The organism is Demequina sp. NBRC 110053 (assembly GCF_002090095.1).
Lineage (GTDB): Bacteria > Actinomycetota > Actinomycetes > Actinomycetales > Demequinaceae > Demequina.
The window spans coordinates 625,041-637,767 of record NZ_BBRJ01000002.1 but is presented as its reverse complement, the minus strand read 5'-3'; the positions used below and the strand labels follow the sequence as shown (position 1 = coordinate 637,767).

Annotated in this window: 10 protein-coding genes; 7 read left to right on the top strand and 3 right to left on the bottom strand. The window is 72.9% G+C overall.

Annotated elements, in window-relative coordinates; translation table 11 throughout:
- Positions 1-7 precede the first annotated feature (7 nt).
- Together B7K22_RS03035 and B7K22_RS03030 are read left to right on the top strand one after the other, a co-directional pair.
- The gene (locus B7K22_RS03035; RefSeq protein WP_084038289.1) at positions 8-3,169 is read left to right on the top strand and encodes a glycosyltransferase; all 3,162 of its coding nucleotides are present in this window, start codon (positions 8-10) and stop codon (positions 3,167-3,169) included.
- Complete coding sequence (locus B7K22_RS03030; protein ID WP_084038288.1) at positions 3,166-4,446, top strand: DUF5719 family protein; 1,281 nt, start codon at positions 3,166-3,168, stop codon at positions 4,444-4,446. Before B7K22_RS03035 ends, B7K22_RS03030 begins: the two co-directional genes overlap by 4 nt.
- Before the next feature lie 48 nt (positions 4,447-4,494).
- Here the strand turns inward: B7K22_RS03030 and B7K22_RS03025 are convergent, their stop codons facing one another.
- Positions 4,495-4,899 (bottom strand): metallopeptidase family protein, encoded by a 405-nt coding sequence (locus tag B7K22_RS03025; RefSeq protein WP_084038287.1) that lies wholly within the window; start codon positions 4,897-4,899, stop codon positions 4,495-4,497.
- Between the two features lie 71 nt (positions 4,900-4,970).
- Between B7K22_RS03025 and B7K22_RS03020 the strand changes: the two genes are divergently transcribed.
- Genes B7K22_RS03020 through ahcY form a run of 4 tightly spaced genes read left to right on the top strand, consistent with a single transcriptional unit; the run spans position 4,971 to position 9,202 of the window.
- Positions 4,971-5,327, top strand: coding sequence for a DUF3499 domain-containing protein (locus B7K22_RS03020; RefSeq protein ID WP_084039702.1), 357 nt, complete (start codon positions 4,971-4,973; stop codon positions 5,325-5,327).
- A gap of 41 nt (positions 5,328-5,368) precedes the next feature.
- Positions 5,369-6,787 (top strand): phosphomannomutase/phosphoglucomutase, encoded by a 1,419-nt coding sequence (locus B7K22_RS03015; protein ID WP_084038286.1) that lies wholly within the window; start codon positions 5,369-5,371, stop codon positions 6,785-6,787.
- Position 6,788: 1 nt separating this feature from the next.
- Positions 6,789-7,763 (top strand): cation diffusion facilitator family transporter, encoded by a 975-nt coding sequence (locus B7K22_RS03010; RefSeq protein WP_084038285.1) that lies wholly within the window; start codon positions 6,789-6,791, stop codon positions 7,761-7,763.
- Positions 7,760-9,202 (top strand): adenosylhomocysteinase, encoded by a 1,443-nt coding sequence (gene ahcY / locus B7K22_RS03005; protein WP_084038284.1) that lies wholly within the window; start codon positions 7,760-7,762, stop codon positions 9,200-9,202. Before B7K22_RS03010 ends, ahcY begins: the two co-directional genes overlap by 4 nt.
- 142 nt (positions 9,203-9,344) lie before the next feature.
- Here the strand turns inward: ahcY and B7K22_RS03000 are convergent, their stop codons facing one another.
- Positions 9,345-10,172, bottom strand: coding sequence for an RDD family protein (locus B7K22_RS03000; protein ID WP_084038283.1), 828 nt, complete (start codon positions 10,170-10,172; stop codon positions 9,345-9,347).
- A gap of 40 nt (positions 10,173-10,212) precedes the next feature.
- Here B7K22_RS03000 and B7K22_RS02995 point away from each other — a divergent pair, with 40 nt between their 5' ends.
- A complete protein-coding gene (locus B7K22_RS02995; RefSeq protein ID WP_084038282.1) occupies positions 10,213-11,208 on the top strand; it encodes a stage II sporulation protein M in 996 nt (331 codons plus the stop codon).
- Between the two features lie 222 nt (positions 11,209-11,430).
- Here B7K22_RS02995 and B7K22_RS02990 read toward each other — a convergent pair whose 3' ends face one another.
- Positions 11,431-12,723, bottom strand: a complete 1,293-nt coding sequence (locus tag B7K22_RS02990) for a DUF58 domain-containing protein (RefSeq protein WP_084038281.1) — start codon at positions 12,721-12,723, stop codon at positions 11,431-11,433.
- Positions 12,724-12,727: the final 4 nt, after the last annotated feature.

Genomic DNA, 12,727 nt, shown 5'->3' with positions numbered 1-12,727 from the left:
GGAGCGCATGAGTCCCGCTCGCATCGTGGTGCGTGCGGTGGTCGTCAGCGACGGCCGGTCCCCTCACCTCTACGCGGCCCTGGAATCCGTCCTCAGCCAGGATCCGGCTCCAGACGAGGTCCACCTGGCCCTGACGGCTCCCGTGGAGGCGCCCCCGGGCGGGTGGAGCCCACGCATCGACGTGTTCGACGTCGAGGCGGGCGATCTGGGCGCGGCCGTCGACGCGGTGCTCAATGCCCGACCGGGCGAGCCCTCGGAGCTCGTCTGGATCCTCCACGACGACATGGCCCCGCTGCCGGGAGCGCTCGCGGCGCTCACCGCCACTGCTCGCAAGCGTCGTCTCGCCGGGGTCGTGGGCGCGGCACACGTGCGCTGGGATGCGACCGACCGGCTCGTGTCGCTCGGCACCACGACCACGCGGGTCGGCGCGCGCCGGATCCCCCTGGTCGAGGAGGACGACGTCGACCAGGGGCAGTACGCCGAGCGCGACGACGTGCTGGCCGTGTCCCTCGGCGGCGCCCTCGTGCGCCGAGAGCTGTGGGAGGCGCTCGACGGGCTCGACCCTGCCGCCGACGGCTGGCCCGCAAGCCTCGACTTCTCCCGCCGGGCATGGCGTGCGGGCTACGACGTGGTGGCTGTGCCGGCGGCACGGGTGCGCCACAGTCAGGAGCGCCTCTATGCGCGCCGCGGCGCCTCGGGGGGAGGCCGGAGGGCGACGTACGGCGAGCGCCGCGCGTCAGAGTGGTACCACGCCCTCGTGTACGGCCCGTGGTGGTCGGTGCCTCTCATCGCGCTGTGGGCGCTCGCCGGATCGCTTGCGCGGGCGGTCTTGCGCGTCGCTCAGAACGAGCCGCGGCTGCTCGCGGCGGACCTGCTGGTGCCCTGGCGCGTGCTCGGTCTCCTCGTCCACGTCCCGCGGGCGCGCTCGAGGGTGCGGCGCGCAGGGCGGGCGACTGACGCGGAGCGGCGGCTGCTGGCGGATTCGCGCGCGGTCGCCCGCCACATCAGAGCGCTCGAGTGGGGCGCGCGGGGTCGAGCACGCCAGAGCCCTCTGCCCTCCGATGTGGTGAGGGCGGAGCTCGCGACCGCAGCCGCTCGCCGGCGTCTCACCCTCGTGGCGCTGAGCATCGGACTGGCCGCCTTCAGCATCGTGCTCCACCCGACCTGGCTCTCGGGGCTCGCCGGCGGCCAGATGCTCACTGGCGCGACCCTGGGAGTCACCGATGTCGCGCTGGGCGACCTGTGGAACCGGGCGCTCACGGGCTGGTCCACGCAGGCATTCGGCGCGCCGGCCATGGATCCAGGGCTGAGCCTGCTCCTCGTGCCGCTCGCAGCGATCCCTGGTGGCCTCGCGACGTGGCTGGGCGTTCTGCTGCTGCTGTCGCCGCTGCTCGCGGGCCTCAGCGCCTGGGCGGCCTCTGGCGCGTTCACCAGGGCGCTGCCGACAAGGGCGCTCGCGGCCGCCGCCTACGGCCTATGGCCGATGGCCCTGGAGTCAGCCGCTCAAGGGCGGGTGGCAGCGGTGGTGGTCCACGTCGTCGGGCCGCTGGCCGTCCTTGGGCTGGCCCGCGCCGGCGGATGGCATCGCGGCGAGCCGCTGGCCGACGGAGCCGAGCACCCCGTGGTGCGCCGTCCGTCGCGGAGCGCGGCGATGGGTGCCGGCGCGGCGCTCGGCGTCGCCGTGATCGCCGCGCCCATGCTGCTGCCGCTCGTCATCGTGGCGGTCGCCGTGGCGGGCGCGGCCGCGGGCTCGGCGCGCTGGCGGGTCTGGGGTGCGGCCATCGCTCCGCTCGCCGTGTCGCTGCCCTCCATCGCCGCGCTCGTCGCGTCACCCGACTGGGCATCCACCGCTGTCGCGATCGGGGCGCGGGAGCCGGGGCCGTCGGCCACTGCCGACGGCCTGTCCGCCGCGGAGATGCTGCTGGGCGGCATCGGCGAGACGGGGGATGTCCCTCTGCTGTTCGAGGCGTCGATGCGGTCCCTCCCGATCCTCGTCATGGTCGCTGCGGCCATCGCGGCTGTCGTCGGCCGTCGCAGGTCACTGTCGTTCGGCGCGCTGGCGCTCGCCGCCGTCAGCCTCGCCCTTGCCGTGGGCGTCCAAGGCATCACGCTGTCGCCGGATCTCGGCGCCGATGCGCCGGCGGGCTCCGGATGGTACGGACCGGCGATGTCCGTCGTCGTGGTCGCTGCGCTGACGCTGATCTGCACGGCGTCGGCACCCCGCATCGCCGCCCCGCCGCCAGCCGAGACCGTGCCGGCCACCGCGCCGCAGCGTTCGCGGTTGCGCCTGGCCGCGAGCCGCACGGCCTCCGCGGTCGCGATCGCCATCGTCGGGGTCGCCGTGCTGGGCTCGGCCGCCGCGTCAGCTTGGCCGGGCCGCGCGCCCCTCGGCGACGTCGAGCCGGCCGACCGAGACGTGCTGCCCCTCGTCGCCTCGCTCGAGCAGGAGGCTCGGCCGTCCCAGCGAGTCCTCCTCGTCGACGAGGACGAGGGTGCCGTGTCGTACGTCGTCGTCCCGGGCGACGGCGTCGAGGTGCTGTCGACGGCCGGCACGCTGCTCGCGAACGGCGCGCCGGCGACGCGCGGACCCGCCGCGGCAGCCGTCACCGGTCCGGGCGTGCTCGGCGAGGAGATCGCGTCGCTCGCGGCGGGCGGCGACGGAGACCTCGACGCCTTCGCCCGGTGGGGCATCGGCGTGATCGTGGTGGCGCCCGGCGCGGACAGGCTGGCGGGCGCGCTCGGTCAGAACCCCGACCTGCAGCTCATGGGTGCATCGGATCGCGGCACATCCTGGAGGGTGGGAGCTCCCGATGGCGACGGCCGGGTGGCGCTCGCGACGTTCGTCACCGCCGACGGCGCCACGCTCCCGGTGCCGATGGGAGCCACCCAGGGGACCTGGCGAGCGCCGGGCGCCGGCACCCTCGTGCTCGCCCACGTCGCTGACCGCGCCTGGACCGCGACTGCGGGCGGCGCGATCCTGGACGGCGGCGCCGACGGGCAGGGGCGTCAGACCTTCGACGTCACGGGAGCGGGCGAGGTGGTCGTGGCCTACGACGATCGCGCGTATCGGGTGTGGTTCTGGGTGGGCCTCACCGCACTCGTGTGGGCACTCATCGCGTCCATCCCCGTCCCTTCCCGCCGCCTGAGTCGTGAGGAGCGCACGCCATGAGGCTCGTGCTGACCGTGATCGGACTCGCCGCCGTCCTGGGCGTGGCGACGCTCGGCTCACCGCCCGTCGGCGGCGCTCCCGGCACCGCCGTCGAGGTGAGCGTCGATCCCGTGCGCCAGCCCGTCGTGTGCCCTGGGCCTCTCACCGTCCCTGCGGGCTCGATCATCTCGGGCGACGAGGAGCTCGACTCCGGGTCGACCGATGTGGTCCTTGACGTGATCCCCGATGGCGAGTCGATCGGCGCCGGCACCGCCGTCGACGCGGAGCAGGCCGTGTCCCTCGAGCGCATCGGCTCGGGCGACATCGCCGGTCTCGCGGGCGCCGCATGCACCGCTCCCGAACAGGAGCAGTGGCTGGTGGGAGGCTCCACCACGAGCGGCTCCAGCGCTCGACTGGTGCTCGCGAATCCGACAGCCGGCGCGGTCCGAGCGACCATCGACCTCCATGGTCCGCTCGGCGCCAGCGCGGACCCGCTGTCCGTGCTGCTCGCTCCGTACGCGCAGGAGGATGTCCTGCTCGAGTCCGTCGCCCTCGCGGTCGAGTCGTTCGCGGTGCGCGTGAGGGCACCCGGGACGGGCGTCGTGGCCGCGCTCCAGGACTCGCGCCTCGACGGCTTCACCGCGGCAGGCACCGACTGGGTCTCCCCGTCGTCGCCGGCGACGGACCTCATCGTGCCCGTGACCGGCCCCGCGACCGACGACGCCGTCGCGACGCTCTCTCTTGTCGCGCCTGACGGCGCGGATGCCACGCTCACCCTGCTGGGCGCTGACGGCCCGCTGCCATGGCTCGGCGACGACGCTCTCACTCTCGAGCCAGGCGAGGTCACGGACGTGCAGGTGCCCGCCGGAGGCCTGCAGGCCGTCCGAGTCGAGGCGTCCTCACCGGTGGTCGGCGGCGCTGTGGTGCGGATCGCCCGCGAGGCGCCTGTAGCGGGAGCCACGGCGTACGACCACGCCTGGACCGGAGGTCAGGCGACGACCGACGAGCGCGAGCGCGCCGCCGTGGTCCCGAGCGGTGCCGTCCAGCTGGTGGTCGCCTCGGCAGGCGGCGGAACCTTCACGGCGGACGCGGCAGGAGAGCCCGTCGCCGTCGACGTGCCCGCGAGCGGCATGGCGAGCCTGGCGCTCGATCTCGCGCCCGGCACCGTGATCTCGAGCAGCCAGCCGTTCGCGTGGGCGCTGCTCGTCACCGATGCCGCATCGGGATTCGCCACCACCATCGAGCCCGTGTCGACGGAGCTCGAGCCCACGGTGCTCGAGGCGGTGGTCGCGCCCTAGGCGGGGCCGTCCGACGCGGCGCGGTGCCGCGACGCTCACCGCCGCGCCTCAGCCGCCGGAACCGTACTCGGGGTCGACGTCCTCGGGTGCGCGGCCGAGGACCGCGCCGACCTGCTCGGCGAGCACGTCGCGAAGCAGCATGCGCATGACGCCTGGCTCCGCTCGCAGCTCCATGGGCCGCCTGTACACGACCACGCGCGTGGGCTGGCCCAGCTCGGAAGGGAACACCCGGCCGAGCGGCACTCCGTGCTCCCACGGCGTCGGATCCGAGGGCGGGACGTCCTCGGCCGCGAAGTCGATCCGACCCCACGCCCGTCCCCAGCGCGACTCGAGGCGCTCGGCGGCATCGCGCAGCTCGTCGTCGAAGACCTCGGAGCGCGTGCGATAGCCAGGAGCGTCGTAGGGAAGCAGGGGCGAGCGCAGACCACGGCCGTGCCTGTCCCTCCGCGTCATGGTCCTCACGGTACCCCCGCATCGGCGTGGCAGCGTGGCCGCGCGCCCCGGCGCGCGTAGTGTCCGGAGGCGTGAAGTCGACGCGTCAGTGCTCCCGTACCTCCTGCGACCGCCCGGCGGCCGCGACGCTGACCTACGTCTATGCGGACTCGACCGTGGTGGTCGGGCAGCTGGCGGCCCAGGCCGAGCCCCACAGCTACGACCTGTGCTCGTTCCACGCCGAGCGGTTCTCGGCTCCGCGGGGCTGGGACGTCGTGCACATCCACCAGGAGTTCGTCGACGCTGGACCGAGCCCCGATGACATCGACGCCCTGGCGCGGGCCGTGCGCGAGGCGGGCCGTGCCCGCGCCGCCGCCCCCGCCGTGCCGGCACCGCTCGCCTCGGAGCCGCGTCGCGGGCACCTGCGGGTCGTCTCCGGCGACGCCTGAGGCGCGAGCGGCTGCGCGCCGCGGCCCGATACCCTGGCTCCGTGACCGAGCGCCCCGATCTCACCTCCCTGATCAAGTCCTACGACGTCCGCGGCATCGTGGGCGACACCCTCACGCCGGAGGTGGCGAGAGCCATCGGCGCTGCCTTCGCGGACGCGGTGGTGACTCCCGACGGCGAGACCGAGGTGGTGATCGGCCGCGACATGCGCGACTCGGGTCCAGCGCTCGTGGCCGCCGTGGGCGCGGGTCTGCGTGACCGGGGGATCGACGTCATCGACATCGGGATGTGCTCGACGGACGGCCTCTACCACGCCTCCGGTGTGCTCGAGCGCCCAGGCGTGATGGTCACCGCCTCCCACAACCCTGCCGGCTACAACGGCATGAAGCTCTGCCGGCCCTTGGCGCGAGCGGTGGGAGAGAACACCGGGCTCGGCGCGGTGCGCGAGCTCGCTGCGGAGTACCTGGCGGACGGCATCCCGCTGGTGGGGACGCGGGGCGTCGCCACGGAGCGCGACATGCTCGCGGAGTACGGCGCCTTCCTGCGCGGGCTCGTCGACCTGTCGGGGATTCGCCCGCTGACGGTCGTGGTCGACGCGGCGAACGCGATGGCCGGCCACACCGTCCCTGCGGTGCTCGGAACGGCCGCAGGGCTCGACGAGCTGCCGCTGAGGATCATCCCCCTGTACTTCGAGCTCGACGGCACGTTCCCGAACCACGAGGCCAACCCGCTCGATCCTGCCAACCTCGTCGACCTCCAGGCCGCGGTTCGCGAGCATGGCGCGGACATCGGCCTCGCCTTCGACGGCGATGCCGACCGCTGCTTCGCCGTCGACGAGCGCGGCGAGGTGGTCCCGGCATCGGCCATCACGGCGCTCGTCGGCCTGCGCGAGACCGCGCGGGAGCTGGCGGAGGGCGGGCACCCGACGGTGATCCACAACCTGATCTCGTCGCGCGCGGTGCCCGAGCAGCTGACCGCCGCCGGCGCCACACCCGTGCGCTCGCGCGTGGGCCACAGCTACATCAAGGCGGAGATGGCGCGCCTGAACGCCGTCTTCGGCGGAGAGCACTCCGCGCACTTCTACTTTCGCGACTTCTTCTACGCGGACTCCGGCATGCTGGCGGCGCTGCACGTGCTCGCAGCGCTGGGCTCGCAGGACCGGCCGCTGTCCGCGCTGCTCGAGTCGCACTCGCCGTATGCAGCCTCAGGAGAGATCAACTCGACGGTCGACTCGGTGCCTGACGCCCTCGCACGCGTGCGCGCGGCCTTCGAGGCCGACGGCGTGGAGGTGGACGACTTCGACGGCCTCACGTTCGACCACTGGGCGGCCGAGCCGCGCTGGTGGTTCAACGTCCGCCCCTCCAACACCGAGCCGCTGCTGCGGCTCAACGCCGAGGCCGCCGCGCGCGACGAGATGGAGCGCCTGCGCGACGCGGTGCTCGCCGTGATCCGGCAGAGCTGACATGGCGGCGGAGGGCGGCACCAAGGCCATCGTCGCCGCGTTGAGCGCCAACCTCGGCATCGGCGTCACGAAGTTCATCGCCTTCGCTCTCACCGGCGCCTCATCGATGCTCGCCGAGGCGATCCACTCGGTCGTCGACTCCGGCAACCAGCTGCTGCTGCTCGTCGGCAGGCGCAAGGCGGTGCGCGCCGCCGACGACACCCACCCGTTCGGCTACGCCCGCAACCGCTACTACTACGCCTTCCTCGTCGCCGTCATGCTGTTCACTGCCGGCGGCCTGTTCTCCCTGTTCGAGGCGTGGGAGAAGTGGCAGGATCCCGAGCCGCTCGAGAGCTGGGTGTGGGTGCCCATCGTCGTGCTGCTGGTCGCCATGGCTCTCGAAGGGGCGTCGCTGCGCACGGCGATCAAGGAGGGCAATGCGGTGCGCGGCGATCTCGGGTGGCTGCGCTACATCCGCCGTTCCCGGTCGCCCGAGGTCCCGGTCATCCTGCTCGAGGACACCGCGGCGCTCATCGGCCTGACCTGCGCCCTGTTCGGCATCTCGATGACGATCATCACCGGCGACGGGATCTGGGACGCGATCGGCACTGCGCTGATCGGCGTGCTGCTGATCGTTGTCGCCGTGATCCTCGCCCGCGAGACCACGTCGCTGCTCATGGGGGAGTCCGTCACCGACGAGGACCTCGCGAGGATCCGCGGCGCCTTCGCGGCGTCCCCGCTCACCGACGTGATCCACCTGCGCACCATGCACCTGGGGCCGGACGACGTGATGATCGCGGCTAAGGTGGGCGTCGAGCACGGGGCCACCGTCGACCAGCTGGCCGACCACATCGACCAGGCTGAGCGACTCCTGCGCGAGGCGGTCCCCGCCGCGCGCCTCATCTTCATCGAACCCGACCTGCGCCGCACTGCCGCTCAGGGCGACAGCCCTGCCAGCGCATCGGCGCCATCCAAGCCCCCCAAGGAGAACCCATGACCGTTGACCACGTTGTCGCCGACCTGTCTCTCGCGGAGGCCGGCCGCCACCAGATCCGCCTGGCCGAGCAGGAGATGCCGGGACTCATGGCGCTGCGCGAGGAGTTCGGCCCGTCGCAGCCGCTCGCCGGCGCGCGCATCGCCGGCTCCCTGCACATGACGACGCAGACGGCCGTGCTCATCGAGACCCTCACCGCGCTGGGCGCCGACGTCCGCTGGGCCTCGTGCAACATCTTCTCGACGCAGGACGACGCGGCGGCCGCCGTGGTCGTCGGCCGGGGGACGTACTCCGCGCCCGACGGCGTTCCGGTGTTCGCGGTCAAGGGCGAGTCCATCCGGGAGTACTGGGAGTACACGGACCAGATCCTCACGTGGGCGGGCCACGACGGGCCCACGATCATCCTCGACGACGGCGGCGACGCGACGCTGCTGGTGCACGAGGGCGCGCGATGCGAGGCCGCGAACTCCGTGCCCGCGCCGCTCGAGGAGGAGGACCCCGCCTACAACGCCGAGGTCGAGGGCATGCGAGCCGTGATCCGCCGCTCCCTGCTCACCGATCCCACGCGCTTCACGCGCATGGCCGCCGGCATCGTGGGCGTGAGCGAGGAGACCACCACGGGCGTGCACCGCCTGGACCAGATGCACGCTCGAGGCGAGCTGCTGTTCCCCGCGATCAACGTCAACGACTCGGTGACGAAGTCGAAGTTCGACAACCGCTACGGCATCCGCCATTCGCTGCCGGACGGCATCAACCGCGCCACCGACGTGCTGATGGGAGGCAAGGTCGCCTTCGTGGCCGGCTACGGCGACGTGGGCAAGGGCGCGGCGGAGGCGCTGCGGGGCCAGGGCGCGCGCGTGGTGGTGTCCGAGGTGGACCCCATCTGCGCGCTCCAGGCCGTGATGGACGGCTACGAGGTGGCACGCATCGAGGACGTCGTCGATCGCGCCGACTTCTTCATCACGACCACGGGCAACAAGGACATCGTCCGCGTCGAGCACATGGCAGCGATGAAGGACAAGGCCATCGTGGGAAACGTCGGGCACTTCGACAACGAGATCGACATGGCCGGCCTCGCGCGATCGGGAGCCAAGCACCAGCCCATCAAGCCGCAGGTCGACGAGTGGACCTTCGCGGACGGGCATTCGGTGATCATCCTCTCCGAGGGGAGGCTGCTGAACCTCGGCAACGCGACGGGGCACCCGTCGTTCGTGATGTCGACGTCGTTCGCGAACCAGGTGCTCGCGCAGATCGAGCTGTGGACCAACCTGTCGGCCTACCCGCTGGGTGTGCACCGGCTGCCCAAGGTGCTCGACGAGAAGGTGGCGCGCACGCACCTCGACGCGCTGGGCGTGCGCCTCACCGAGATGACGGCGGAGCAGGCCGACTACCTGGGGATCCCTCAGCACGGCCCGTTCAAGCCGGACCATTACCGCTACTGACCGGTCAGGGTGGTCGATTCTCGCTCACCCCGCCCTCCTACGTGCGCGAGTTGGGCCCAACTCGCGCACCTAGGGAAGTTGATGCACCAGAATCGACCACCAGGGCTTGCACAGGGCCGATGCGCGGGTTGGGGCCGTGCGGTCAGTCGGCGGCGTCGGGGATGCCGAAAGGCAGGCGGGTCACCCGCGCGGCCTCGTCGCGCGCGCGCACCTGGCGGCGCGCCTCGATCGACGACTCGCGTCGCCCGCGCTCCGCGAGCACGGCCGCGATGAGGTACTCGGGGTGCGCCTCGGGCTCCGGCAGGGGCGACACGTAGCCCGCGAGACGCGCGGACAGGTCGCGGCCCAGGCGCGCGCGCGAGTCAGGGTTCAAGGTCGCCGCGCGCGCGAGGAACATGCGGCTCGTGAGCGCGAGGCCGTCTGGCAGGCGCGTGATGTCCGTGGTGCGGGCCCAGGACTCCAGGTGCGGCGGCATCTGCAGCGGAGGCAGGGCGCGCTTGGCCCCTCGCACCCGCATCGAGTAGGTCCCGGCGAGGATGTCGCCCAACCGCTTGGAACGCGCGTTCAGGAGCGACACGGTCATCGCCATGACGCCGAACGTCGCGAAGATCTCCGCGAGGCCGGTCAGGGCGCGGATGAAGGCGTGCCGGAAGGACACGGGGCCGCCGTCGTCGCGCACCACGCGCAGGCCGCAGGCGAGGCGTCCGACCGACCGGCCGCGCGACAGCGTCTCCACGAGCGCGGGGACCAGCACGAGCATGACCACCATCGCCGCGATGGTCACGGCTCGTTGGAGCGCGCCGTTGGCCAGCACCGTCGCCCCCGTCATGAAGTACAGGGCGGCCATGGCGGGGATGCCGTAGACGAGCAGGTCGAGGACCCCGGAGAGCATCCGGTGCGTGACGGCGGCGGCGCCGGTGCTCAGTGCGACGCCCTCGCCGGTGAGGATCTCGTCCTCGAGCGTGTCCATGGCGGTCCCTTCGCAGGCGGTTCTATGGCATCGTAGCGGCGTGGACCTCGACGCCTTCTCGTCAGCGCGCCGCGAGCGCTGGGACCGTCTCGAGGAGCTGTCGCGCCGCCGCTCGCTCACCGGCCAGGAGGCCGATGAGCTCACCCGCTTGTACCAGGCGACGTCGGGCGACCTGTCCGCGCTGCGCTCGGCGGCACCGGAACCGGGGCTCGTGACGCGCCTGTCCATCACCCTCGCGAACGCGAGGGTCTGGCTCACCGGGGCTCACGAGATGTCGACCAGGGGAGCGCGCCACTACCTCACGCTGGGCCTGGCCGCCGCACTCCATCGGGTCCGGTGGTGGGGGGTGGGGGTGACGATCGCCGTCCTGGCCCTCGCGACGCTGTCGGGCTGGTGGACGGTCACGCACCCCGAGGCGCTCGCGCTCATCGGCAGCGCCGAGACGCGCGACGCGATCGCGCAGCTCGAGTTCGAGAGCTACTACTACGAGTACGACTCAGCGTCCTTCTCCGCCTCCGTGTGGACCAACAACGGCCTGCTGGCGCTGCAATGCATCGCCTTGGGGGTGACGGGCATCTTCCCCGTGATCCTCCTGTACAACACCGTGATCCAGCTGGGGGTGGCCGGCGCCGTGATGGCCGAGGCCGGGCTGCTCGACATCTTCTTCCAGCTGATCATCCCGCATGGGCTGCTCGAGCTCAGCGCGGTGTTCGTGGCTGCCGGCGCGGGCCTGCGGCTGTTCTGGACCATGCTGTCGCCCGGCCCGCGCACGCGTCTCGAGGCGCTCGCCGAGGAGGGTCGCGTGACGATCTCGGTGGGGATCGGGCTCGTCGGCGCGCTGTTCCTGTCGGGCCTGATCGAAGGGTTCGTCACCGGCTCGGACCTGCTGTGGCCGGTGAAGATCGTGATCGGCGCGCTCGCGTTCGCCGCGTTCTGGATGTACATCTTCATCGTGGGCCGCCACGCCGTGAACGCGCAGGTCAGCGGCGACCTCGACGGCGACTTCGCGACCGACGCGGCGGCCGTCCGCGGCTGACGAGGCTCGGGGCGCGAGCGTTCCCGACGCATGCGAGCGTCGTGCATGCGGGTGGCCGATGCGCACCCGACCTTCCCCGCGCATGCGGGGTAGTGAGCAAGCGGAGGTCGAGGGCGGCGATCGCCCCTCGGGTACCTGCGCGCGTGGCTTCCCGAGGGTCGTCAGTGACGAATGCCCGCGCGTCGACCCGTGCGAGCCGGCACGGGAGCTGGCGCGCGAGGATCAGAGCCGGCCGGACGCCTTGAGCGCGAGGTAGCGATCGGCGACCACGGGAGCCAGGTCGTCCGGCAGCGCCGTCACGACGTCGGCCCCCAGCTCGCGCACGCGCGCGCCGACGGAGTCCTGCTCGAGCGCGGTCCGTGCGGCAGCGGCGGCCGCGTAGTGCTCGTGGGCGTCCTCGCGGCCAGCCTCGAGCTCCGCGAGCTCGGGGTCGTCGACCGTCGCGACAACCACGGCATGCTTGGCGGCGATGGCGGCGACCGCATCCAGCAGCCCGCCGTCGACGGCCGAGGCGTCGATGGTGGTGAGCAGCACCACGAGCGCTCGCTGCGACAGCCGGCTCTGGATCAGCCGCGCGACGGCTGGCCAGTCAGGCTCCACCAGGGCCGGCGTGACGGTCGCGAGCGCGTCAGCGAGCTGCGGCATCACGGTCGGGCCCGTGGAGCCCATCGCGCGCGCCCGCTCCACCCTGTCGAACGCCGTGACCTGCACGCGGTCTCCTGCCTTGGTCGCGAGCGCTGTCAGCAGGAGGGTCGCCTCGATCGAGGCGTCGATCCGTGGCGCGTTGCCGACGCGTGCGGCAGACAGGCGCGAGGTGTCGAGCACGATCATGACGCGCCGGTCGCGCTCGGGGCGGTAGGTCTTGACCACCACCTCCGCGCGGCGCGCGGTCGCTCGCCAGTCGATGGACCGCACGTCGTCGCCGATGACGTACTCGCGCAGCGAGTCGAACTCGGAGCCCGCGCCCTTGAGCTGCACGGCGGTCTGGCCGTCGATCTCGCGCAGGCGCGCGAGACGCGATGGCAGGTGCTTGCGCGAGGCGAACTCCGGCAGCACGCGCAGCGTCGCCGGCGCCTCGAGCGAGCGCTGGCGACCCGCGAGCCGCATCGGACCCTCGAGCCGCACGGTCACGAGGTCCGCATGAAGGTCACCGCGGCGGGTGGGCGTGGCGGGGGTGCGCAGCCGCATGGTCTCGCCGCGGCCAAGCCGCAGGCGGTGACGGTCAGAGCGCGTCCCGGCCGACGGCTGCCACGCGTCGCGCACCGCGCCGTGAATGCGGCGCCGCCCCAGGTTGACGACCTCGAGGGTCACGGCGGTGGACTCCGTCAGCCGCACGCTGCCGGGGGCGGCACGGCGCACGGCCACCGATCGCGGGCCCGGCGCGAGCAGCGCGTCGAGTCCAGCGAGCGCGAGCGCCCCGAGCACCCACAGCCACGCGAACGTGCGCTCGTGGACGAGCGCTGCGGGGACGGCGCCCAGGGCCGCCAGCAGCACGGTCCACCCGGTGATGTACATCGCG